Source organism: Hylemonella gracilis ATCC 19624 (genome assembly GCF_000211835.1).
GTDB lineage: Bacteria > Pseudomonadota > Gammaproteobacteria > Burkholderiales > Burkholderiaceae_C > Hylemonella > Hylemonella gracilis.
Genome location: NZ_AEGR01000073.1, coordinates 18,977 through 41,820, shown reverse-complemented (window position 1 = coordinate 41,820; position 22,844 = coordinate 18,977). Strand labels below are relative to the sequence as shown.

Annotated in this window: 17 protein-coding genes; 10 read left to right on the top strand and 7 right to left on the bottom strand. The window is 66.9% G+C overall.

The genetic code is table 11. The annotated features are described in order from the left end of the window. Positions 1-756: Ppx/GppA family phosphatase (locus HGR_RS11715; RefSeq protein WP_006298465.1), on the bottom strand; the 756-nt coding region annotated here is incomplete at its 3' end. A 177-nt stretch (positions 757-933) separates the two neighbouring features. Continuing rightward, positions 934-3,141 carry a PhoX family protein gene (locus tag HGR_RS11710; RefSeq protein ID WP_006298464.1) on the bottom strand — a complete coding sequence of 736 codons (2,208 nt, stop codon included), beginning with the start codon at positions 3,139-3,141 and terminating at the stop codon, positions 934-936. Between the two features lie 206 nt (positions 3,142-3,347). Here HGR_RS11710 and pstS point away from each other — a divergent pair, with 206 nt between their 5' ends. From pstS to phoR, 7 genes are all read left to right on the top strand, one after another. Further along, positions 3,348-4,355, top strand: coding sequence for a phosphate ABC transporter substrate-binding protein PstS (pstS, locus tag HGR_RS11705; protein WP_006298463.1), 1,008 nt, complete (start codon positions 3,348-3,350; stop codon positions 4,353-4,355). Positions 4,356-4,427: 72 nt separating this feature from the next. Beyond that, positions 4,428-5,429, top strand: coding sequence for a phosphate ABC transporter permease subunit PstC (pstC, locus tag HGR_RS11700; RefSeq protein WP_006298462.1), 1,002 nt, complete (start codon positions 4,428-4,430; stop codon positions 5,427-5,429). Beyond that, complete coding sequence (pstA, locus tag HGR_RS11695; protein WP_006298461.1) at positions 5,426-6,289, top strand: phosphate ABC transporter permease PstA; 864 nt, start codon at positions 5,426-5,428, stop codon at positions 6,287-6,289. The genes pstC and pstA overlap by 4 nt, the downstream gene beginning before the upstream one ends. Positions 6,290-6,367: 78 nt before the next feature. Next, the gene (pstB, locus tag HGR_RS11690; RefSeq protein WP_406564781.1) at positions 6,368-7,177 is read left to right on the top strand and encodes a phosphate ABC transporter ATP-binding protein PstB; all 810 of its coding nucleotides are present in this window, start codon (positions 6,368-6,370) and stop codon (positions 7,175-7,177) included. 53 nt (positions 7,178-7,230) lie between these two features. Further along, complete coding sequence (gene phoU / locus HGR_RS11685) at positions 7,231-7,932, top strand: phosphate signaling complex protein PhoU (protein WP_006298459.1); 702 nt, start codon at positions 7,231-7,233, stop codon at positions 7,930-7,932. A gap of 145 nt (positions 7,933-8,077) precedes the next feature. Further along, entirely contained in the window at positions 8,078-8,776 is a 699-nt protein-coding gene (gene phoB, locus HGR_RS11680) for a phosphate regulon transcriptional regulator PhoB (RefSeq protein ID WP_039853362.1), read from the top strand. Positions 8,777-8,854: 78 nt separating this feature from the next. Then, the gene (gene phoR / locus HGR_RS11675) at positions 8,855-10,240 is read left to right on the top strand and encodes a phosphate regulon sensor histidine kinase PhoR (RefSeq protein WP_006298457.1); all 1,386 of its coding nucleotides are present in this window, start codon (positions 8,855-8,857) and stop codon (positions 10,238-10,240) included. 65 nt (positions 10,241-10,305) lie between these two features. On the opposite strand, the gene HGR_RS11670 is transcribed toward phoR, so the two are convergent. The 3 genes from HGR_RS11670 to HGR_RS11660 all read right to left on the bottom strand — a co-directional run bounded on the left by HGR_RS11670 (position 10,306) and on the right by HGR_RS11660 (position 13,918). Further along, entirely contained in the window at positions 10,306-11,712 is a 1,407-nt protein-coding gene (locus HGR_RS11670; RefSeq protein WP_006298456.1) for an MATE family efflux transporter, read from the bottom strand. A gap of 30 nt (positions 11,713-11,742) precedes the next feature. Further along, positions 11,743-13,521, bottom strand: coding sequence for a hypothetical protein (locus tag HGR_RS11665; RefSeq protein ID WP_006298455.1), 1,779 nt, complete (start codon positions 13,519-13,521; stop codon positions 11,743-11,745). A gap of 139 nt (positions 13,522-13,660) precedes the next feature. Then, entirely contained in the window at positions 13,661-13,918 is a 258-nt protein-coding gene (locus HGR_RS11660; protein ID WP_006298454.1) for a type B 50S ribosomal protein L31, read from the bottom strand. 201 nt (positions 13,919-14,119) lie between these two features. On the opposite strand from HGR_RS11660, the gene HGR_RS11655 reads away from it, so the two are divergent. Next, positions 14,120-14,431, top strand: coding sequence for a tripartite tricarboxylate transporter substrate-binding protein (locus HGR_RS11655; RefSeq protein ID WP_081463526.1), 312 nt, complete (start codon positions 14,120-14,122; stop codon positions 14,429-14,431). Positions 14,432-14,499: 68 nt separating this feature from the next. Here the strand turns inward: HGR_RS11655 and rho are convergent, their stop codons facing one another. Next, the gene (gene rho, locus HGR_RS11650) at positions 14,500-15,765 is read right to left on the bottom strand and encodes a transcription termination factor Rho (protein ID WP_006298452.1); all 1,266 of its coding nucleotides are present in this window, start codon (positions 15,763-15,765) and stop codon (positions 14,500-14,502) included. 272 nt (positions 15,766-16,037) lie between these two features. Beyond that, positions 16,038-16,373 (bottom strand): thioredoxin TrxA, encoded by a 336-nt coding sequence (trxA, locus tag HGR_RS11645; protein WP_006298451.1) that lies wholly within the window; start codon positions 16,371-16,373, stop codon positions 16,038-16,040. A 130-nt stretch (positions 16,374-16,503) separates the two neighbouring features. Between trxA and HGR_RS11640 the strand changes: the two genes are divergently transcribed. Together HGR_RS11640 and HGR_RS11635 are read left to right on the top strand one after the other, a co-directional pair. Continuing rightward, positions 16,504-19,251, top strand: a complete 2,748-nt coding sequence (locus HGR_RS11640; protein ID WP_006298450.1) for a PD-(D/E)XK nuclease family protein — start codon at positions 16,504-16,506, stop codon at positions 19,249-19,251. A 141-nt stretch (positions 19,252-19,392) separates the two neighbouring features. After that, complete coding sequence (locus HGR_RS11635; RefSeq protein ID WP_006298449.1) at positions 19,393-22,794, top strand: UvrD-helicase domain-containing protein; 3,402 nt, start codon at positions 19,393-19,395, stop codon at positions 22,792-22,794. The last annotated feature ends 50 nt before the right edge of the window (positions 22,795-22,844 follow it).

The window sequence follows — 22,844 nt, the reverse complement described above, 5'->3', positions numbered from 1 at the left end:
CCCCCCCAGCCAGTCCAGTCCCGCGCGCGTGATGCGGTGCGCGGGTAGCCCCGAGCGGGGATTGAATTCGGCGTCCAGCACGTCGCTGACGGCGCCCACGGTGCCTGACGCGCCATAGGCCGTGTCCCAGCCGCCTTCGCCCCGGCTCGCGGGTTGGCAGTGGCCCAGTGCTTCTTCCAGCATGGCCTGGGCCGCGACCTCGGCGGTTTCGAAGGCCTCGGCGTTGAACAATCCCTCGGGGAAATAGCGCATGGACCAGGCCACGCTGCCCACGTGGTAGGAGTCCATGAAGCGCGGGCGCTGGCCCTGTCCGAGGATCAACTCGGTCGAGCGTCCGCCGATGTCGACGACCAGGCGACGTTCGCTGGATTGCGGCAGCAGGTGGGTGACGCCCTGGTAGATCAGGCGCGCTTCCTCGCGGCCCGAGATCACTTCGATCGGAAAACCCAAGAGCGTCTGAGCCCGGCTCAGGAAGACATCGCGGTTGCGTGCCTCGCGCAGCGTCTGCGTTGCGACCGCGCGCACCTGGGTCCGCTTGAAACCGGCCAGCCGTTCGGCGAAACGGCCGAGGCAATCCCAGCCGCGCTGCATCGCTTCCTGGGTGAGATTGCGATCTTCATCCAGGCCATTGCCCTGGCGCACGGTTTCCTTGAGGTACTCACGGCGCTTGAGCAAGCCGTGGTCCAGCTGGGCGATTTCGAGCCGGAAGCTGTTGGAGCCCAGATCGACCGCGGCAAGTTCGGTTCCGTTTTTCATGTCAGGGCCGCACTATATGGCAGGGCAATGACGGTGCCGTGACGCAAGCATGAGTCGCCTGAGTGGGGCTGTCATCGCGGGCACCCGCGGAACTGGCTCTGCCAGGCCGCTGGGTGCGCCCCTCCGCGTAGCAGGAGGGGGTGGCGAAGCGAACGAAGGGAGCGGAGCCTGGGGAGGTCACACTCCAATTCTTCCGCCGTCGTCGCGCGTGATCACCACGGTCGCCGAGCGGGGACGGGCGTTGCCGCCGTCAGGCCAGTGGCTCTCGAACTTGGACGGGTCGCCGATGTCGGCGTCCAGCGTGTTCTCGCCGGGGTGCTGGATGTTGATGAAGAGCGCGCGGCCATCGCCCGATTCGGCGATGCCGGTGATCTCGCAGCCCTTGGGGCCGACCAGGAAGCGGCGCAGTTGCGTGCCCTTTTGGTTGGCTTGGGCGCCAACGTAGGTGTCTTGCGTGCGGGTGTTGCCCGGGCCAATGTTGACCACGGTCTGCTTGCCGCCATCGCCCACCTGGCCCGGCACGGCCGCCAGCAGCATGCAGTTCGTGACGTCGGTGTAGGCACCATCGTCGGTCTCCAGCCAGGCCAGGCCCGGCACGGCTTGGCTGAACCACAGGCCATCGGGGCTGGAGAAGTCGTTGTCCGCCGTCAGGCCTGACAGGTTCACGTCGGGCGAGCTGCCGGCGCGCGCGCCGAAGAGGTAAACGTCCCATTGGAAGGCGAGGGAGGTCGGCTTGCCACCCGCGTCGGCGAAACGCACGATGTGGCCGTTGGGGTTGCCCCACTGGTCTTCCTTCTTGCCGTCCTTGCCGTTCTTGGGGTCGTTGTAGTGGCGGGGGTTGGCCGCGCTGGTCTTGTCGATCGGGCGCGAGCGGGCGTTGGTGTTGGTCAGCGTCACATACACGTCGCCGGTGCGCGGGTTGACCGCGGTCCATTCGGGGCGGTCCATGCGCGTGGCGCCGACGGCATCCGCCGCCAGGCGGGCGTGCACCAGCACGTCGGCTTGGTTCGCGAAGGCATAGGACTTGTTGTCGGCGTCGATGCCATTCTTGCCGAAGCTCAGTTCCAGCCATTCGCCGCTGCCATCGTCCTTGAACTTGGCGACGTAGAGCGTGCCCTCGTCCAGGTATTTGTCACCCGCCGCCGTGCCCTTGCCCTGGTCTTTCGGGTCCCAGTTGCGGGCGGAGACGAATTTGTAGATGTACTCGTTGCGCGCGTCGTCGCCCATGTACCAGACCAGGGGCTGGCCGGGCACAACCGGGCCCAGGCAGGCGCCTTCGTGGCCGAAGCGGCCCAGGGCGGTGCGCTTCTTCGGCGCGCTCTTGGGGTTGAACGGGTCGATCTCCACCACCCAGCCGTAGGTGTTGCTGACGTTGCGGAAGTCCTCCGTGGCGCTGGCGCCGCGCACCTCGGTGTTCCAGCGGGCGTAGAGGTCATCGTCACCCACCGTGGCCCAGCCCTCGCGGCCGGCCCCCGACACGCCATAGCGTTTGAACGCCGCGAGTTCCTTGGCGCTGCGACGGGCGTCGTCGGCAGCCAGGCGGCGGAAGTAGCCGGCCCAGTTTTCCTCGCAGGTGAGGTAGGTGCCCCAGGGCGTGGTGCCGTTGGCGCAGTTGTTCACGGTGCCGCGAGTCTTGCTGCCGTCGGGCGCGTACTTCGTCTTCACGAAATCGGTGCCCGCGACGGGGCCCGAGAGCGTCATTTCGGTCAGCGTGTGGATGCGCCGGTTGTAGCGCGAGTCTTGACGGTAGCTCCAGGCCTGACCCTTCTTTTGCGTTTCGATCACGCTCACGCCGTGCAGGTAGAACTCGCGCTGGACCTCGCGCGCATCCGTGCGGCGGGCTTCGTCCTTCGCGCCGACGATGGTTTGACCCGTGGCGTGCAGAAACGCCGGGGTGATGGCCTCGTGGTTCATCACCAGCAGGCCGCGGTCGGCGGCCTGCGAGGCCCAGCGGCCTTGCGCGTCCATGCCGAACCAGGTCATGCCGTCGTGGTGGTCACCCGCGCGGCGGTCGTAGCTGGCCGGATCGTCCGTGCCATCGTTCTTGTAGGCGGACACGCCCGCGGCGATGGGGTCGCCGAGGCGGTACAGCACGCGGGCTGTGTAACCGGGAGGGACCGCCACCCGGTCTTCCAGGTGCTTCGCCACCGTGCCGAAGCTGAGATCGGGTGCCGCGCCTTGCGCCGGCGCCGCTGTCGCCAAGGGGCTGAAGCCGAGGCCGCTGATGCCGCCCAGCATGGCGGCGCCCGCCGTGCCAGCGCGCAGCAGGCCGCGCCGGCTCATGCGCGTGGCGATCAGGGTTTCCAGCGGCGCCTGCGTGCAGGGGTTGTAGCCGACTTCGTCGGGGTCGATGGCGGGGGTGAAGGGGGTGTGGCTTGGGTTCATGGTGCGGACCTTGTCGTCATGGGCATCGTTGGAGGGAGCGCGTGGGCTAGGCGCACGCGGACCCTGGAAAGCGCGCCCATCTTGGGCACTCTGTGTGACAAGCCCATGAACCCCGCGCTACACTGCGCCGCCCCGGTTGTCACGGACGCGTCACAAAAGGTTCTTAAATTCAGGCTGCTTTCCAAACAACCTCATAGGAGTCCTCGATGAAAGCTCGTTTGAATTTCCGCATCCTGGGTCTGAGCGCCGCCCTGGCTTTCGCTGGCGTCGCTTTCGCCCAGAACGTGACCGGCGCGGGTGCCAGTTTCCCGGCCCCCCTGTACGCCAAGTGGGCGTCTGACTACGCCAAGGCGACCGGCGCTCAGATCAACTACCAATCCGTGGGCTCTGGCGCTGGCATCAAGCAGATCGAAGCCAAGACCGTTGACTTCGGCGCGTCCGACGCCCCCCTGAAGGATGAGCAACTGGCCGAGAAGGGCCTGGTGCAGTTCCCCACGGTCATGGGCGGCGTGGTGCCGGTGGTGAACATCAAGGGCATCCAGCCCGGCCAGCTCAAGCTGACGGGTCCCATCCTGGCCGACATCTACCTGGGCAAGATCACCAAGTGGAACGACCCGGCCATCGTCGCCATCAACAAGGACCTCAAGCTGGAAGACGAGCTGATCGCCGTGGTGCGCCGCGCCGACGGTTCGGGCACCAGCTTCCTGTTCACCAACTACCTGTCCAAGGTCAGCCCCGAGTGGAAAGACAAAGTCGGTGAAGGCACCGCCGTCAACTGGCCCACGGGCGCGGGTGGCAAGGGCAACGAAGGCGTGGCCGCTTTCGTGAACCGCCTGCCCAGCTCCATCGGCTATGTCGAGTACGCCTACGTCAAGCAGAACAAGATGAGCTATGCCGTGCTGCAGAACGCCGCCGGTCAGTTCGTCGCGCCCGACTTCGACACCTTCAAGGCCGCCGCCGCTGGCGCGCAGTGGGACAAGAGCTTCTACCAAGTGCTGACCAACCAGGCCGGCGCCAAGTCCTGGCCCATCACCGGCGCCACCTTCATCCTGATGCACACCAAGCAGGACAAGCCCGCGCAAGGCGAGGCCGTGAAGAAGTTCTTCGAGTGGGCCTACAAGAACGGTGACGCCACCGCCGAAAGCCTGGACTACGTGCCCATGCCGGCCAGCGTGAAGGCGCAGGTCAGCAAGCTGATGAGCACCGTGAAGTAAATCCCGGCGCGTCCCAGGACGCGCCTTGCAAGAAGCGTTTTTCCAACAACGCATGAAGCGAAGCAGCACGCCATGAGTTCAACGTCCGCCACCCTGTCCACCGTCCAGCCGGCATCCGGCACGAAGACCCGCACCCGCGCGCCCGGCGCCTGGTTCGATGTCGTGTTTGGTTTTCTGGCGCAAGGGGCCGCTTGGCTGACTCTGGCGTTGCTGGCTTCCATCCTGATTTCCTTGTTGGTGGGCGCCTGGCCCGCCATCCACAAATACGGCCTGGGTTTCCTGACGAGTCCCGTGTGGGACCCGGTGCAGGAGAACTTTGGCGGTCTCGTGATGATTTACGGGACGCTGGCCACCTCCGTCATCGCGCTCTTGATCGCCGTGCCCGTGAGCTTCGGCATCGCGCTCTTCCTGACGGAAATGTGCCCGGCCTGGCTCAAGCGGCCGCTGGGCACGGCGATTGAATTGCTGGCCGCGGTGCCGTCCATCGTGTACGGCATGTGGGGCCTGCTGGTGTTCGGCCCCATCCTGGCCACCTATGTGCAGCAACCGCTGCAGAAACTGTTGCATGGCGTGCCCTACCTGGGCGCGCTGGTGTCGGGGCCGCCGGTCGGCATTGGCATCCTGTCGGCGGGGATCATCCTCGCCATCATGATCATTCCCTTCATCGCCTCGGTCATGCGCGACGTGTTCGAAGTGACCCCGCCCATGCTGAAGGAGTCCGCCTACGGCTTGGGCTCGACCACCTGGGAGGTGGTCTACCAGGTGGTGCTGCCCTACACCAAGACGGGCGTGGTCGGCGGCATCATGCTGGGTCTGGGACGCGCCCTGGGCGAGACCATGGCCGTGACCTTCGTGATCGGCAACATGAACCAGCTCGACACGCTCAGCCTGTTCGACGCCGCCAACAGCATCACCTCGGCCCTGGCGAACGAATTCGCGGAGGCCGGCGCCGGCTTGCACCAGGCGGCGCTCATTTACCTGGGGCTGGTGCTCTTCTTCATCACCTTCGTGGTGCTGTCGTTCTCCAAATTGCTGCTGGTCCAGCTCAAGAAACGCGAAGGGGACAAATCGTGAGCAACCCGTCGCTCGACAACATCCGCCGCGCCGCCTACGCCCGGCGCAAGCGCACCAACGCGATCGCGCTGACGCTGTCGCTCTGCGCCATGGCCTTCGGCCTCTTCTGGCTGTTCTGGATCCTCTGGGAAACGCTCTACCTGGGCCTGAGTGGCCTGGCCTGGAGCACCCTGACCCAGATGACGCCGCCGCCCAACGAAGCCGGGGGCATCGCCAACGCCATCTATGGCTCCTTCCTGATGGTGCTGCTGGCCACCGTGTTGGGCGCGCCCATCGGCATCCTGGCGGGCATCTACCTGGTGGAGTACAAGCCCAAGGGCTGGCTGGCCGAGACGACGCGCTTCGTCAACGACATCCTGTTGTCGGCTCCCTCGATCGTGATCGGCCTCTTCGTCTACACCATCGTGGTCGCGCGCTTCAAGACCTTCTCCGGTTGGGCTGGCGTGGTGGCGCTGGCGCTGCTGGTGATTCCCGTGGTGATCCGCACGACGGAAAACATGCTGCAACTCGTGCCCGCCGCCATGCGCGAGGCGGCCTATGCCCTGGGCACGCCCAAGTGGAAGGTCGTCACCATGATCACCCTGCGCGCAGCCATGGCCGGCGTGGTGACTGGCGTGCTGCTGGCGGTGGCGCGCATCGCGGGCGAGACCGCGCCTTTGCTGTTCACCGCGCTCAACAACCAGTTCTGGAACTCGGACCTGGGTTCGCCCATGGCCAGCCTGCCCGTCACGATCTTCAAGTTCGCGATGAGCCCGTATGAAAACTGGCAGCACCTGGCCTGGGCTGGTGTGTTGCTGATCACCGTGGCGGTGCTGGGGCTCAACATCCTGGCGCGCTTGATGACCCGCAAGCCCCGTTGACACGGCCCCCAAAAACCACGAAAGCCCATGTTTGCCAGCGACCGCTCCACCCACGCCCACGGACCCGAAACGCCTGTGATGAATGCCATGGAAACCACCCACGCTCCCGCCACCGCGCCTGTGAACGCCGCCGTTCCGTCCAAGATCGCGGTGCGCGACTTGAACTTCTACTATGGCAAGTTCCACGCGCTCAAGGGCATCAACCTCGACATCCCCAAGGACAAGGTGACGGCCTTCATTGGTCCGTCCGGCTGCGGCAAGTCCACCCTGCTGCGCGTGTTCAACCGCATGTACGCGCTCTACCCCGAGCAACGCGCGGAGGGGCAAGTGCTGCTGGACGGCGAGAACCTGCTGACCAGCAAGCAGGACGTGGCCCTGCTGCGCGCCCGTGTGGGCATGGTGTTCCAGAAGCCCACCCCCTTCCCGATGTCGATCTATGACAACGTGGCCTTCGGCATCAAGCTCTTCGAGTCGCTGTCCGACGCCGACATGGAAGAGCGCGTGGAATGGGCGCTGCGCAAGGCCGCGCTGTGGAGCGAGGTGAAGGACAAGCTGCGCCAGAGCGGCTCCAGCCTCTCGGGTGGCCAGCAGCAGCGTCTGTGCATCGCGCGCGGCATCGCCATCCGCCCCGAGGTGCTGCTGCTCGACGAGCCCTGCTCGGCGCTGGACCCCATCTCCACCGGCAAGATCGAGGAACTGATCACCGAGTTGAAGAACGATTACACGGTGGTCATCGTCACGCACAACATGCAGCAGGCCGCGCGCTGCAGCGATTACACGGCCTACATGTACCTGGGCGAGCTGGTCGAGTTCGGCGACACCGAGCAGATCTTCTTCAAGCCGGTGCGCCAGGAGACGGAAGACTACATCACGGGCCGCTTCGGTTGAGCGGCGACGCCGACCCCACCGCAGACACACCGAACGAACCGCAGGAGCACAACATGCCCGACAAACATCTCTCCACCCAGTTCGACAGCGAGTTGAGCACCGTCTCCAGCCGCGTGATGGAAATGGGGGGGCTGGTCGAATCCCAGGTTCAGCAAGCCATCCTGGCCCTGGCCCATTTCAACGCCGAAGCCGCCCGTGAAGTCATCCTGCTGGAAAAGCAGGTCAACGCCATGGACATCGCTCTCGATCACGAGATTGCCTCCATCATCGCGCGTCGCCAGCCGACGGCGCGTGACCTGCGCCTGCTGATGGCGGTCTCCAAGGCCGTGGCCAACCTGGAGCGCGCCGGCGACGAGGCTGAGAAGATGGCGCGCATGGTGCTGTCCATCCTCGAAGCGGGTGCGCCGCGCGCCTTGCCCGCGCCGGCCCTGCGCATGGAGGCCGATCTCGCCGCCAGCCAGCTGCGCAAGTCGCTCGATGCCTTCGCTCGCCTGGACGTCGACGCCGCCGCCGCCATCATGCGCGAGGACGATCTGATCGACCGTGAGTTCGGCAGCTTCACGCGCGTGTTGATCACTTACATGATGGAAGACCCTCGCACGATTTCCAGCAGCCTGGACCTGTTGTTCCTCGCCAAGGCCATCGAGCGGGTGGGCGACCACGCCAAGAACATCGCGGAGCTCATCATCTACATCGTCAAGGGCGCGGACGTGCGCCACCACACGATCGAAGAGATCGAGGCCATGCTGAAGTGAGCACGTTCAGGCTCCGTCACCGTCGTTCGTCGCGCCACCTCGTTTTGGGGGATGCTCTTCGCGGTGCGGCCAAGCCGGCTGCGCGGGAGTCTGGGCGTGGATGGGCCCGCGGAGCGGATCAGGGAGTCCCAGGGACGATTGGAAAATGAAGCAACCTACTGTGCTCATCGTCGAAGATGAACCGGCCATCGCCGAGTTGATTGCCGTCAACCTGCGTCACAACGGCTTTCAGCCCACGCTCGCGCTGGACGGCGAGAGCGCGCAACGCGAGATCGACGCGATGCTGCCCGATCTCGTTCTTCTGGACTGGATGCTGCCCGGCGCCAGTGGCCTGACCCTGGCGCGGCGCTGGCGCGGAGACCCGCGCACCAAGGCCGTGCCCATCATCATGCTCACCGCTCGCGGTGACGAGGCCGACCGCGTGGCGGGCCTGGACGCGGGCGCGGACGATTACATGGCCAAGCCTTTTTCCACCAAGGAGATGCTCGCGCGCATCCGCGCCGTGCTGCGTCGCCGTGCGCCCGAGCAGGCCGCGGTGACGCTGGAGGCGGGCCGCCTCAAACTGGACACGGCCACGCACCGCGTCAGCTACGACGAGCAACTGCTCAAGCTAGGGCCGACCGAGTTCAAGCTTTTGCATTACCTCATGAGCCATGCCGAGCGCGTGCACAGCCGGGGTCAGTTGCTGGACAAGGTCTGGGGTGACCATGTCTTCATCGAGGAACGCACGGTGGACGTGCACATCAAGCGCCTGCGCGAGGCCTTGGGCGCGGCAGCGCCCATGATCGAGACCGTGCGCGGCGCCGGCTATCGGCTCACGACCCAAACGGTCGCCACTTCTTGACGGTGGTTTAATCCAGCCCGCGTGCGGGAGCGCGCGGCCACGTGCCGTCGCGCGGCGGCACCGTTCATGAGCTTTTCCATGCTGTTGCGCATTTTTTCTTTCCTGCTGTTCCAGGCGCTGGGCGCATGGCTGGGTTACCAGGTCGCACCCGAAGCGTTGCAGATCCGCGGCATGCTCGCGGGCATGCTGGGCGCCGGCATGCTCTGGGGCTTGTACGACTTCACGCGTGGCCTGCGCGTGCTGCAGTGGCTGCGTGCCGATGCGCTCGCCACCGCCCCACCTCTGCGCCTGGGCTTGTGGGGGCAGGTTGCGGAACGGGTGAGCCGCGCGGCCCGCGCCCGGGAACGCGCCGCGCGCGAGAGTGAAAGCCGCCTGCAAAACGTCTTGTCCGCCTTGCAGGCTTCGCCCAACGGCGTGCTGCTGCTGGATGCCGCGGGCCGCATTGAGTGGCTCAATCAGACCGCGGCGGCCCACCTGGGGCTGGACCCGGTGCGCGACCTGCAGCAGCATCTGGTCAACCTGGTGCGGAACCCGGCCTTCACCGCTTACATGGCGTCGGGCCAGTACGGCGGTGGCGTGACCTTGCCTGGGCGCAGCCAGAGCGCCCTCAACCCGGTGCGCCTGTCCGTGCAACTGCACGAGTACGGCGAAGGCCGACGCCTGTTGCTGTCGCGTGACGTCACCATGTTCGAGCAGGCCGATGCCATGCGCCGCGATTTCGTGGCCAATGTGTCCCACGAGATCCGAACACCGCTGACGGTGCTGTCCGGTTTCGTCGAGACGCTGCAAACCTTGCCCTTGCAGGAAGAGGAGCGCACCCGCTACCTCGGCCTCATGTCTCAACAGGCCGAGCGCATGCAGGCCCTGGTGAATGATTTGCTGATGTTGTCTCGGCTGGAGGGCAGTCCCCCGCCGGGTGGGGGCGAGTGGGTGGCCTTGCCCGCCATGATGCGCCAGTTGCAGCAGGAGGCGCAGACCTTGTCGGCTGTTCTGCACCCTGCAGCGTCTACCTTGCCTCCCCAGGCGCCACTGGAGGCGAAGAGGGGCGGGCAGACGCTGGACTTCGAAGCGGCGCCAGCCTACGAGCTCGCGGGCGCGAGCACCGAGCTGCACAGTGCCTTGTCCAATCTGGTCAGCAATGCCGTGCGCTACACGCCTGCCGATGGCACCGTGCGCTGTGGCTGGCGTTTGCTCGGGCAGGGCGGCGAGATGGAGGGCGCCGAGTTTTGGGTCCAGGACACCGGCCCCGGCATCGCCGCGGAGCACATTCCCCGGTTGACCGAACGCTTCTACCGCGTCGACCGCAGCCGTTCACGCGAGACGGGCGGCACCGGGCTGGGCCTGGCCATCGTCAAGCATGTCGCGCAGCGTCACGGCGCTGAACTCAAGATTGAAAGCACCCTGGGACTGGGCTCTCGCTTCGCCTTGCTGTTTCCGGCGTCCCGTTTGCGGCCGATGGCCTGAATCCCGCATCAGCCGCTTGGCAACGTCGGTCAGCGCTGGACTGGGCCAGGCCGGCCACGCCCACGCTAGGGCCGCGTGGGTGTGCGCCGCAGAACCCGCCACAGCATGAACCAGAACGAAGCGGCCGCCAGCGCCAAGGCCACCGCACCCGCCGCCCAGAAAGCCACGGGCGTGCCCATGGCGGGCCAGGGTCCCAGTCCGAGGTAGGCCAGCCTGTAACCGCCGTACAGGCCCAAACCCCACAGCAGCACGCCATAGACCACGAAGGGCGCCACCGTGATGCGCCAGCAGCGCAGCAGAAACACTCCCAGCGACTGCAGTCCGTCGAACAGGTGATAGAGCGCGACCCAGGCCAGGAGCGGCGTGGCCAAGGCCAGCGTTTGCGCGCTGGGCGCGTACAGGCCGGCCAGTGGCGCGCGCAGAAGCGCCAGCGTGGCCGCCAGCAGCAAGGCGCTGCCTGCCACCAGGCCCAGCCCAATGCGCACGGCCTGACGAGCCCGTGCGGGCTGGTTCGCCCCCAGCCAGTAGCTCGTGCGCGCGCTGCTGGCGATGCCGATGGCCAGCGGCATCATGTAGAGGACAGCGGCCATGTTCGCGGCGATCTGGTGCGCGGCGGCGGCGGCCGTGCCCAAGCGCGCCACGAACAAGGCCATGAGCGTGAACGAGGTGACTTCGACCAGAAGGGAGAGCCCGCTGGGCAGTCCCATGCGCAGGAAGCCAATCAGCACCCGTGCGTCTGGCGGTTCCGGTTGACGCCAGAGCCGATAGGGTTGGTAGAGCGTGCGCGTGCGCAGCAGCCAGATCGCGAGCAGCAGCAGGCTGAGCTGCACCAGCAGGGTGGCCCAGGCACAGCCCGCCGCGCCTTGCGGGGCCAGCCCCAAGCCGCCCAGCGCGAACCAGATGGACAGCGGGATCTTCAGTCCGAGCGAACCCAGCTGCAACCACGTCACCAACTGCGGATGCCCCAGGCTCTGGTTGAGCGTGGCGAACAAGCGGAACAGCAAAGCCACGGGCAGGGCCAGCGCCAGCACCGTCAGGTAATGCGTGACCTCGCCGCGCAAGGCGTCGGGCACTTGTGCCCAGGCCAGCAAGGGGCCAGGCGACAGCAGCAGGCACATGCCCAGCAGGGAGAGGCCCGCCCACAGGTAGATGGACTGCCGCACGGAGTAACCCAGGCGACGCGTCGCTTCATCTCCCGCGTGATGCGACTCCAGGGCCGTGCCCTCGCGCAGGCTCGCCCCATGCAGCTCCGCCCAGACCGGCAGCAGCGCCTGCAGCACGCCCATGAGGCTGATGTAGACGCTCATGTAGATGGCGGCGCCGACCGAAAGCGCCGCCAGTGAGCTTTCAGAATAGCGCCCGGCGACCACGGTATCGGTCACCCCGTAGGCGATCGTGGCCAATTGCCCGGCCAGCACCGTCAGGGCGTGGCGGGTCACGAGGCTCAGTTCACTCTTGCGCGTGTCGGTCACACGGAGGCCAAGGTGTTTGCGAAGTTGGCTTCAAGGCAGGCGGCGCAATACCACCAGGCCGTCTTCACCGCCTTGGCGAGGATGCTCGAGCAGCGTGACGCGCTGCCAGCGCGAGCTGTCCAGCAAACCGGGCGTCTGCTGCAACTTGTCGCGATCGATCACCAGCCAGGTGCAGCGGGTGGCATCGGTCAGGGGTTCCAGTCCGCGGGCGCGCACCACGCGGCTGTGGTATTGCAGCGCAGCCACCTGAGCGCGTGAGAGGCCGAACCAGGTCAGGCAGGACGCTTGCGCCGTGTCAGGCGTGGCCTGAGAAGAGCTGGCCTGACTGGAGGTGGCCGCGCCGCCGCCAAGAATCACGGCGTCCATGCGCTGGATCAAGGGCCCGTAGCTGCGTGCATGGTCGAGCGGCGGCATCCACAGCGTGGTCAGCAGCAGCCAGCACAGGGTCACCCCGCCCGCGGGCAGCACCATGCTTTTCCAGAGCGCGGCGCGGTGGCGCCCGATGCGCCACTTCACCAGCCAGGCCCAGATCAGGGTGCCCAGCAGGGCGAAGACAAAGGGCAGGATGACGAAGCGCGGTTCGAAGTAAGGCGCCAGCTTGGCGATGTTCGCCGCGGGTTGCGGGGGAATGCCCGTTTGCATGGCGATCCAATAGGTCCAGATGAACAGCGCGCAGAGGGTGAAGAACAGCAGCGTGAACCAGTCGATCAAGGCCGTCAGGCCACGGCTCATGGTGGGCAGGGCGAAGGCCGCGAGGGCCGCCAGCGCGGGCAGTGACAGCAGCAGCGCGCGGTCACCCGCGGGCGTCAGCGCGGTCGTGCCCACCGTGAGCAGGGTCCAGCACAGTGGCAAGGACAGGTGCCGACTGGGTTGATGGGCCAGCAAGCGACCTTGCCAGCGCCACAGGGTCCACAACGCGAAAGGCCACACCGGCCAGGTGAACCACAGCAGCATGCGGCCCAGGCTCTGCCACCGCAAGGCCGCGTCGGGCAGGCCGAACTCGCTCCAGCGCACGCGCCAGTGCCACAAGTCCAAGACGCTCGCGAGCACCGCGATGAAGACCGTCAGGGCCAAAAGCCGCCACAGCCCGTGGCGATGGCGCGCGGGATTCTCGACCGCTTGGGCACGGTCCAGCGCGTGGAACAGCAAACCGCCGGCCGACAGCAGCAGGGCGAGGATGGGTGCGCCCGAGAGCGTCAGGCCCGTGAGCCCGATGCCCGCGGACCACAGCGGCAACCAGCGATGGTGCGGCAAGGCTGCGTAGGCATAAAAGCTCAACGCCACGAAGCAAAGCTGAGCCGCCGCAGGCGTGGTCTCGTGCGCCAGTTGGGCCAGTCCCAGGCAGGCGATGAATGCCAGCAAGCCGCCATCCGCCAGCGCGCGGGCGTAGTCCCGGGGCTCGGCCTCGCCGCCGAACGCGAAGCTCACGGGCTGCGCCAGGGGGCTGCGGGCGAGGTGATAGATGCCATACCAAACGCTGAGCAGCGTGAGCACGAGCAGGCCAATGAAGGGGATCCGCGCGGCGAAGCCGGGGTTGATCCAGTCGGGCGCCAGTTGGAGCGCCCAGGCGCCGAGCCAGTAGGGCAGCAAGGCATCCAGGTCGGTCGGCATCCCGCCGAGCCGGGGTGCCAGCCAGTCCGTGTGGCCCGCCGCCAACTCCGCCATGTAGCCAAAGGCGGTGATGTCGGCGCGTTTCCAGGGCGTGCGTCCGATGAAGCCTGGCAACACATAGGCCAGGCAGAGCAGCCAGAGAGCGAGGCGCGGCAGGCGCCGGACGGCGCCTTGGGCAACGATGGCGGGATTGGTCACGGTGGCGGGATGATATAGGCGGGATGTTGCGCCGCGGTATCCGGAGTGTCAGGAAACAAAACCATGGAAACAAAAAAGGCAGCCATGTCTCGGCTGCCTTCTTGCTTGCGACCTGACCTGGGTCGGGTCCGACGTGTGCTTACTTGGCAGCCGTCTTGCCGTAACGGTTGCGGAACTTCTCGACGCGGCCACCCATGTTGTCGACGGACTTTTGCGTGCCCGTGTAGAAGGGGTGCGATTCGCTCGAGGTGTCCAGCTTGAACAGCGGCAGCTCGCGGCCGTCGTCCAGCTTGATGGTTTCCTTGGTCGGAGCGCAGGAACGGGTCACGAACTGGAAGTTGTTGGACAGGTCCAAGAAACAGACTTCGCGGTAGTTCGGGTGAATGCCTTCTTTCATGATGCTTCCTTCTCATGTGCGGGAGCCACCGGGCAACCTTGCGCAAGCCGATGCGCAATACTGAAGTTCCAGGCACTTTCCGCGAACAGCCTTAGATTGTCGCACAAAATCAAGCACTTGGCGAAGGCCGACCTGCCCACGGGCCCGGCGGCGTGAAGCACCTGTGCAGTTTTCTTCCCGCCCAGTCGGTGGACCGAGGCGATCACCTGGCTGGGGGCCACGCGTTCATCGCTGTTGCCGGACGTCGCGACGCTGAGTGAGCAAGGTTGGCCCGAAGCCACCTTTGACGCTTGGTACGGCTTTGCCGTACCGGTCCAGGTGCCGCTGCCGATCCAGCAGCGCCTCATCAGCGACATCCAGGCCGTGGTCGCCGATCCCGCCTTGCAGGCGCAGTTGCGTGCGCAGGGCATGGAGCCGGCCAACCTCGGTCAGAAGGCCTTCGCGGGACTGATGGAGACCGAGATCGTCCGCTATCGAAACCTGGCGCAGCGCGCGCGCATCGTCGCCGAGTGAGATCCCAAGCCCGTTGTTTGAAATGAAAACGGCCGCGCGAGGCGGCCGTGGATCGCGGACGGGCTGGGTCAGCCGCCGCGACGCATCATGTCGAAGAACTCGTTGTTGGTCTTCGTGGCGCGCATCTGCTTGAGCACCATTTCCATGGCCTCGATCTCGTCCATGTTGTAGAGGAACTGGCGCAGGATGCGCGTCTTTTGCAAGATCTCCGGCTGCAGCAGCAATTCTTCGCGGCGCGTGCCGCTGCGCGACAGCTGGATCGAGGGGAAGACGCGTTTTTCGTAGAGGCGGCGATCCAGGTGGATTTCGCTGTTGCCCGTGCCCTTGAACTCCTCGAAGATCACTTCGTCCATGCGGCTGCCGGTGTCGACGAGCGCCGTGGCGATGATGGTCAGGCTGCCGCCTTCTTCCACATTGCGTGCGGCGCCCAGGAAGCGCTTGGGGCGTTGCAGTGCGTTGGCGTCCACGCCGCCGGTCAACACCTTGCCGGAGGACGGCACGACGTTGTTGTAGGCGCGGGCCAGACGGGTGATGGAGTCCAGCAGGATCACCACGTCCTTCTTCAGTTCGACCAGGCGCTTGGCGCGCTCGATCACCATCTCGGCCACGTGCACATGGCGCGCTGCCGGTTCGTCGAAGGTGGAAGCGATGACCTCGCCCTTGACGGTGCGCTGCATCTCGGTCACTTCCTCCGGGCGCTCATCCACCAGCAGCACCATCATGTAGGTCTCGGGGTAGTTGGCGCTGATGGCGTGGGCGATGTGCTGCATCATCACCGTCTTGCCGCTCTTGGGCGGTGCGACCAGCAGGGCGCGCTGGCCTTTGCCGATGGGGGCGATGATGTCGATGATGCGGCCCGTGATGTTCTCGTCGCTCTTGAGGCCGTCCTGCTCCAGCTTCATCTGCACCTTGGGGAACAGCGGCGTCAGGTTCTCGAACATCACCTTGTGCTTGTTCTGCTCCGGCGCCCCGCCATTGACCTTGTCCAGCTTGTTCAACGCGAAATAACGCTCGCCATCCTTGGGCGTGCGCACATCGCCTTCGATCAGGTCACCCGTGTGCAGATTGAAGCGCCGCACCTGGCTGGGACTGATGTAGATGTCGTCCGTGCTCGCGGTGTAGCTCGAATCGGGGCTGCGCAGGAAGCCAAAGCCATCGGGCAGGATTTCCAGCACGCCGTCGGCGTAGACCGTCTCGCCCGCCTTGGCGCGTTTCTTGATGATGGCGAACATCAGCTCTTGCTTGCGCATGCGGCCGGTGTTCTCGATTTCCAGCGCTTCGGCCTGTTGCAGCAGTTCGGAAACGTGCAAGGCCTTGAGTTCGTTGATGTGCATGAGGTCCCTCGGTAGGGAGTCGGTGGAAACTGGGGGGAGGGGGAACGGGGAGTTCTGGGCAGAGTCTGACGCGGGTGGTCAGTCTGCCGGATTCTGACCGGCGGCCGTGCGGGCCATCGATGAGCGGAACTGATTATGACAGGAAAAAATGGCACGGCCCGCGCGCTTCGCTGGCGCGAGTCGCAAGGTCAAAAAAAACGACCGCGCTCCTGAGGGAGGGCGGTCGTTCTCGCAAGATTCCGGCTTCGTGGCCGGATCTGAGCGCTTCAGGCTCAGGCGGCGAGCTGTTGATCGATGAAGGCGGTCAACTGAGCCTTGCTCATGGCGCCGACCTTGGTGGCGGCGAGCTGGCCGTCCTTGAACAGCATGAGCGTGGGGATGCCGCGGATGCCGAACTTGGCCGGAATGTCGCGGTTCTCGTCAACGTTGAGCTTGGCGATCTGCAGCTTGCCCTGATAGGTGCCCGCGACTTCGTCCAGCACGGGCGCGATCATCTTGCAGGGACCGCACCATTCGGCCCAGTAGTCCACCAGCACGGGCTGGCTGGCGTTCAGAACGTCGGCTTCAAAGGAAGCGTCGGAAACATGCTTGATGAGTTCGCTGGCCATGGAGAGCTCCTTGATGTGCTGTGGATGGCGATGGATATGAAGTACGTGTCTGGCCTAGATGGGTCGGGCTGCCTCAATATCAAGGCAAGCGGGCGATGCGGCTACAGTGCGCGGGATTGTGACAGAAAGCATGAACCATCGTTGGCGGCGCTGGCTTGAGGCGGTCGCTGAATCCTTGCGCGAGCGGCGGGTTCACCCCGCCCGCGCGGTCGTGTTGCTGCCTTATGCGCAGCTGATGCCCGTGGCGGCGCGGCTGTGGGGGGAATTGCATCCCGCGGGTTTCGCGCCGCGCTTCGAAACCACCCAGAACTGGGCCCAGGCCCTCGCAGGTGCGGCCGATGCCCAGGGGGGGCAGCCAGGCCCGGATGGCGCGGATTTGCGCTTCAAGCCCGCGCTGGACTTGCTGACGGCGCACGTGCTGCTCGAGCAGGCGGGCCTGGGTGCCCGTGCGGCGGTGGCGGCGCCGATGTTGCTGGAAGCGGCTCAGCAGCTGGCGCCGCTGGCGGCGGCGCAACCCCCCGCGCAACGGGCTGTCTGGGGCGACGGGGCTGCGCAGGCCGCGCGCGCCGGCCTCGACGATGCTCTGGAAGGCGAAGTGCTGCGGCTGGAGGCCGCGGTCGCTCAGATCGCCGTGGCCTGGGTGGTGAATTCTTCCTATGGCAGCGATGTGTTCTTTTCATCGCAGGCGCGGGCTTCGACCGACTGCCTGCTGGTATTGCCTGGGCTGCAGCCGGACCCCCTGGTGGAAGGGTTGTGTCTAACCTGGGGAGACGACCTCGTCGTGCTGGACGCCCCCGCGAGTTTCGCCCCCGCGGCATCCGCGTCCGTGTCCGATGTCCGTGGCGGTGCCCATGCCGTGCATGACGCCATCGACGCCGCCGATGAGGCGCAACGCGCGGCCGCGTGTGTTTTGCGTCACCTGCAGGCCGGTCGTGCACCCGTGGCCGTCGCCGTGATCGACCGGGCGCTCACGCGCAGGGTGCGGGCCATGCTGGCGCGCCATGGCGTCCAAATGCGCGACGAGACCGGCTGGAAGCTGTCGACCACCCGCGCTGGCGCGCAGCTGATGACCGCATTGCGCGCTTGCGCGCGCGATGCGGGGAGCGACGCCGTGCTCGACTGGCTCAAGCACGCACCGGCGTGCGACGAGACAGCCCTGCGCGCATTGGAGGCCGCCTTGCGCCGCCAGCCCCGGCGTTTGTGGCGGCATGCCGCGGCGGGCCTGGCCGAAGCGTCGCCAGCCCAGCTCGAGGGGAACGTGCTGCAGGCCCTGCTGCGGGACACCGAAGGTTGGCGCGCCGCTCTGACCGGGGGCCGGAGCACGCGCACCCTGCAGGAGTGGCTGGAGGCCCTGCATGCCCTGCTGAGCCTGTGCGGAATCTGGGACACGCTGATCCAAGACGAGGCTGGACTCGAAGTGTCCCGGGCCTTGCACTACGCGCTGGACGAAACCGGTCAAGCCACGCCGCAGCTGCCCCCGCAGGCGCTTTGGGCGCGGAGGCGCTGGTCCTTGAGTGAGTTCACGGGCTGGGTGGACCGCGCGCTGGAATCCGCGATCTTCAAGCCAGCCTACCCCTTGCGCGAACAGGCCGTCCTGCTGCCCCTGGCGCAGATGCTGGGGCGCGACTTCGGGGCCATCGTGCTGCCAGGGTGCGACGAGCGCAGCCTGCCCGCCGCGCCGGAGCCCACGGGGCCGTGGACCGCCGCACAACGCGCCGCGCTGGGCCTGCCCACGCGCGAGGTTCTGCGGGCGGCGCAGCAGGCCGCGTGGGACGAGGCTGTGTCGCGTGCCTGCCCCATCGACATTCTGTGGCGAGGCCATGATTCGGATGGCGAACCGCTTTTGGCCAGTCCCCTGGTTCTGCAGCTGCAGTGGCAAGCCCGCGGGGAGCAACGCGCGCAGGCGGGGTGGGTCAGCGCGCGCGAGGCCGATGACGTGACCGCGGCACAGGCCATGGTGCTGGTGGGCTCGGCACCCGATCCGCGCGAACGCCGCGCGGTGGTGCCAGCGCCCATTGCCAAGCCCGCGCCTCGCTTGGCTCCACCCTGGAACGAAACACTGCGGCCCACGCGGCTGTCGGCCAGTGCCTACCAGGACTTGCGTCATTGCCCCTACCGATTCCATGCGCTGCGTCTCCTCGGGCTGCGCGAAGCCGAGGAAATGGAAGGTGAACTCGACAAGCGCGACTTCGGCCTCTGGCTGCATGCCGTGCTGCAAACCTTCCATGTCCAGGACACACCCAACGGTGCCAGCCGGGAGGACCGCGCCGCGCGATTGGACGCGGCGGCGCAAGCCGTCGCCCGCGAGCAGCGCCTGGCCGACGACGAGTTCCTGCCCTACCAGGCCGCGTGGCCTCGGGTGCGCGAGGGCTATCTCGATTGGCTGGTCACCCACGAAGCCGAGGGCTGGCGCTTCGCGCTGGGAGAACATCCGGCCGAACAGGCGCTGGACATCGTGACGCTTTTCGGCCGGCTAGACAGGGTGGACCGGGCTTCGGGTGCGCTCATGGTGATGGACTACAAGACCGAGGCCGAGCAGACCACCCGCAACCGGGTGAAGGAGGCGCTGGAGGACACGCAGCTGGCGTTTTACGCGGCGCTGTTGTCCGCGTCGGAGGGGGAAGGCGCGGCGTTTTTGCCCTCTCAGGTTGTGTCGGTCGCCAATCTGCGCGCGGCCTACGTCAACGTGGGCGAGGGCGAAACGCGGCTGCACGAGCAGCCAGAGATCGAACAGGCCCGCGTGGCTTTGCTGCAAGGTCTGGTGCACGATGTGACGCGCCTCGCTGAGGGCGCGCCCTTGCCGCCGCTGGGTGAGGGTGCCGTGTGCGACACCTGCGCCGCGCGCGGCCTGTGCCGCAAGGATTTTTGGAATGCATAGTTCCCCCCCGTTGCTCCCCCACTTCGTGTGGGTCGGCATACCCCCTCAGGGGGCGCTCCCATTGGCCCGGCAAAGCCGGTTCCACGGGAGCCCTGGGCTGGGTGAGCAGGGCGCATCGGGTAGATGGATGGAGTGCGTTTGATGAATATGCAAGCCGCTTACGAACACAACGGCAGGCACGTCAGCCGCGAGGCGTTTTACGCCATCGCCTGCGACCCCAGGCGCCATGTCGCCGTGGAAGCCTGCGCGGGCGCGGGCAAGACGTGGATGCTGGTCTCGCGCATCCTGCGCGCCTTGTTGGGCGAACAGGGCGACGATGGCGCGCAGGCGCATGAGATTCTGGCCATCACCTTCACCAAGAAGGCCGCGGGTGAAATGCGCCAGCGCCTGACGGAGTGGCTGTCGGCATTCGCGTGTTACGACGACGATCAACTGCGCGCGGAGTTGCGCGCGCGCGGCGTCGAGCAGGCGCGCGTGGACGTGCTCATCGCTCCCTTGCGCGGCCTGCATCTGCGCCTGCTGCAGCAGGGGCGGGCCGTGCAGATCCGCACTTTCCACAGCTGGTTCGCGGCCTTGCTGCGCAATGCCCCGCTGGCGGTGCTGGAAGAACTGGGATTGCCCGCCGCCTATGAATTGCTGGAAAACGACGACGAGGTGAAAGCCCAGGTCTGGCGTCCCTTCCACGCGCGCTTGTTGCGCGAGCAAGACCAAGGCGGCACTGTCTTGGCGGACTACCAGGCCGTGGTGTCCCGCCATGGACGCAGCCAAACCGAAAAGGCGTTGGAGGCCGTCTTGGACAAGCGCGTGGAGTTCGCCTTGGCCGACGCGGCGGGCAACGTCGAGACGTCGGTGCCCGGCTTCGCGGAGGTGTTTCCGATGTTCCGTGGCTTGGCCCTGCCGTCTCAGGCCTTGTTGAGCGAAGCCGTCGCCGCGCGTTGGCGAGCCTGGGCTCAGGTCCTGGGGCAGGAAAAGAACAAGACGCCGCAAACCGCCGCGCAGGCCATCGAACAGGCGTTCACGCAGCAAGCGGACGCGGATCAGCGGCTGGCCGCCTTGCGCAAGGCCGTGTTCGTGGCGGAGGCGGACCGGCTCACGCAACACCTCAAGAAATACCCCGCGGCCCAGCAAGCCGAGGCCGAGCTGCAGCCCTTGTTGCAAGCCCAGCAGCAGCACGAGGCTTGGGTGCACCAGCAGCGCATGATCCGCCTGGCGCGCATCCTGTTGGAGGAATACGCCGCCTTGAAGCGCGAGCGCGGCTGGGTGGACATGAGCGATGTGGAGCGCGCGGCCCTGCACTTGCTCGAGCGCTCCGAGCTGAGCGCCTGGCTGCAGCAGCGCCTGGATGCGCGCACGCGCCACTTGCTGATCGACGAGTTCCAGGACACCAACCCGCTCCAGTGGCAAGCCCTGCATGCCTGGCTCTCGAGTTACGCGGGCGTGGGCGGCGGTGCGAGCGGGGCGGGCGGCGCTCCGCGCTTGTTCATCGTGGGTGACCCCAAGCAAAGCATTTACCGCTTTCGCCGCGCCGAGCCGCAGATCTTCCGGGCCGCGCAGAGTTTCGTGCAGGCCCTGGGCGGTGATCTCCTGGCCTGCGACCACACACGCCGCAACGCCCCCGCCGTGCTGGCGCGGGTCAACGCGGTGCTGGGTGAGGCGCAGTCTCAAGGGGAGTACGAGGGCTTTCGTGCGCACACCACCGAATCCACGCAGGCCGGGCAAGCCTGGGTCCTGCCGCCGATCGAGCGCCAAGCCCGGGACAAGAAAGAGGCCGCCACCGTCTGGCGCGACAGCCTGCTCGCGCCGCGCCTCACGCCCGAGGACACGTTGCGCGCACGCGAGTGCCGGCAGGCCGCCCGCTGGATCGCGCAGCGCATCGAGGCCGGTCTGCCCCCCAAGGAAGTCATGGTGTTGGCGCGCAAGCGCGACCGCTTGGTGGCCATGCAAGCCGAGCTGCTGGCCCTGGGCGTGCCCGCCACCCAGCCGGAGCAGGCAGATCTGGGCGCCGCGCCCGAGGTGCAGGACCTCACCGCCTTGCTGGACGTGCTGGTGTCGCCCGGCCATGACTTGTCATTGGCGCGGGTGCTGCGCTCGCCCTTGCTCGGGCCCCACTTGGGCCTGGATGACACGGCGTTGCTGGAGATCGCGGCGCGGCAGCGTGGCGGCAAGCAGGCCTGGTTCGACCTGCTGCAAACCACGCCCCCCGCGGCCTGGGCCCACGCGGATCTGCGCGAGGTGGGGCCGCGTCTGCAACGCTGGCAACAGTGGGTGCGGACCTTGCCGCCGCACGACGCGCTGGACGCGATCTACGCCGATGGCGACGTGGTGGCGCGTTACGCCGCGGCTGCGCCCCCGCATTTGAGAGCACGCGTGCAGACCCATTTGCAGGCACTGCTTGAAGCAGCCTTGCAGTTTGACGGCGGACGCTACGCCACACCCTACGCCTTGGTGCGGGCCTTGCGCGCGGGCCGCTTGCCCGCCCCCGCGCAGCCCATGCCCGAGGGAGGCGCGGTGCGCCTGCTCACCGTGCATGGCGCCAAGGGGCTGGAAGCCGAGACCGTGCTCATTCTCGACACCGACACGCCGCCGCAGCGCGCCCAGACCATGAGTGTGCTGCTGGACTGGCCCGGCGAGGCGTCGGCGCCCCGCAGCTTCGTCTTCCTGGCCAGCGAGAAGGAGGAGCGCCTGCCGCCCAGCGCGCGGGAGGCTCATGCGCGAGAGCGGGCCGCGCGAGGGCGCGAGGAGTTGAACATGCTCTATGTCGCGCTCACTCGAGCACGAGCCCAATTGGTCTTCTCTGCCGTGCAGCCCCACCAGCAGAACACCGAGGGCAAAAGCTGGTGGCAGCGTTTGCTGCATGAGTGCCAGCCTTGGGAGCCGACACCCCCTCAGTCGCCTGCCGATGGTGTCGCTCGCTTCGAGGGCATGGGCCGCGTGAGCGACATGGATGGCCGCGAGGCGGGCGCGCCCACCCAGCACGAGCCAGCCGTCGCGGCCCCAGCCGCGTCGTCGGCCATCGTGCTGCGGGTCTTGCCCGACATCCGGTATCAGCCCGTGCCGGTGCTCGCACCTTCGTCGGAGGAAGACGCCTTGGCCGCGCGCATCGGCTCGGCCATGCACCGCCTGCTGGAGTGGACCGCCTTGGACACGGCGGAATTCAGCCCGGCCCAGCTGGAGCGTGCCGGCGCCGAGCAAGGACTGACGCCCGCACAGGCCCGCCAAGCCGCCGACATGGCGCGTCGCATCGTGCACGGGGCGGGGGCCTGGGTCTGGCGCGGTGCCGACGTCGCCTGGTGGTCCAATGAAGTGCCCGTGACGATTGAGGGGCAGGCTAGGCGCATCGACCGCCTGGTGCGTCATCGGGATGGCACCTGGTGGGTGCTGGACTACAAGTCCGCGAGTTATGCCCAGGCCGCGGAGGTCACGCGCGCGCAGATGCTCGCGCAGCTTCGGGCTTATGGCGATGCCGTGCGCGCTGCTTGCGCCGGCGAACCCGTGCGCATCGCCTTGCTGGACGCACAAGGCCACTGGGAGACGCTGGCGTGATGCCTGCGAACACAGACCCCTTCCACAACGAACGAAACAAGACACAAGAC

What these genes read in the sequence shown, in the direction of transcription:
- HGR_RS11710 (WP_006298464.1), bottom strand. Translation starts at nt 3,141, where the DNA reads ATGAACCCAAGCCACACCCCCTTCACCCCCGCCATCGACCCCGACGAA.
- pstS (WP_006298463.1), top strand. Translation starts at nt 3,348, where the DNA reads ATGAAAGCTCGTTTGAATTTCCGCATCCTGGGTCTGAGCGCCGCCCTG.
- pstC (WP_006298462.1), top strand. Translation starts at nt 4,428, where the DNA reads ATGAGTTCAACGTCCGCCACCCTGTCCACCGTCCAGCCGGCATCCGGC.
- pstB (WP_406564781.1), top strand. Translation starts at nt 6,368, where the DNA reads ATGAATGCCATGGAAACCACCCACGCTCCCGCCACCGCGCCTGTGAAC.
- phoU (WP_006298459.1), top strand. Translation starts at nt 7,231, where the DNA reads ATGCCCGACAAACATCTCTCCACCCAGTTCGACAGCGAGTTGAGCACC.
- phoB (WP_039853362.1), top strand. Translation starts at nt 8,078, where the DNA reads ATGAAGCAACCTACTGTGCTCATCGTCGAAGATGAACCGGCCATCGCC.
- phoR (WP_006298457.1), top strand. Translation starts at nt 8,855, where the DNA reads ATGCTGTTGCGCATTTTTTCTTTCCTGCTGTTCCAGGCGCTGGGCGCA.
- HGR_RS11660 (WP_006298454.1), bottom strand. Translation starts at nt 13,918, where the DNA reads ATGAAAGAAGGCATTCACCCGAACTACCGCGAAGTCTGTTTCTTGGAC.
- rho (WP_006298452.1), bottom strand. Translation starts at nt 15,765, where the DNA reads ATGCACATCAACGAACTCAAGGCCTTGCACGTTTCCGAACTGCTGCAA.
- trxA (WP_006298451.1), bottom strand. Translation starts at nt 16,373, where the DNA reads ATGGCCAGCGAACTCATCAAGCATGTTTCCGACGCTTCCTTTGAAGCC.
- HGR_RS11640 (WP_006298450.1), top strand. Translation starts at nt 16,504, where the DNA reads ATGAACCATCGTTGGCGGCGCTGGCTTGAGGCGGTCGCTGAATCCTTG.
- HGR_RS11635 (WP_006298449.1), top strand. Translation starts at nt 19,393, where the DNA reads ATGAATATGCAAGCCGCTTACGAACACAACGGCAGGCACGTCAGCCGC.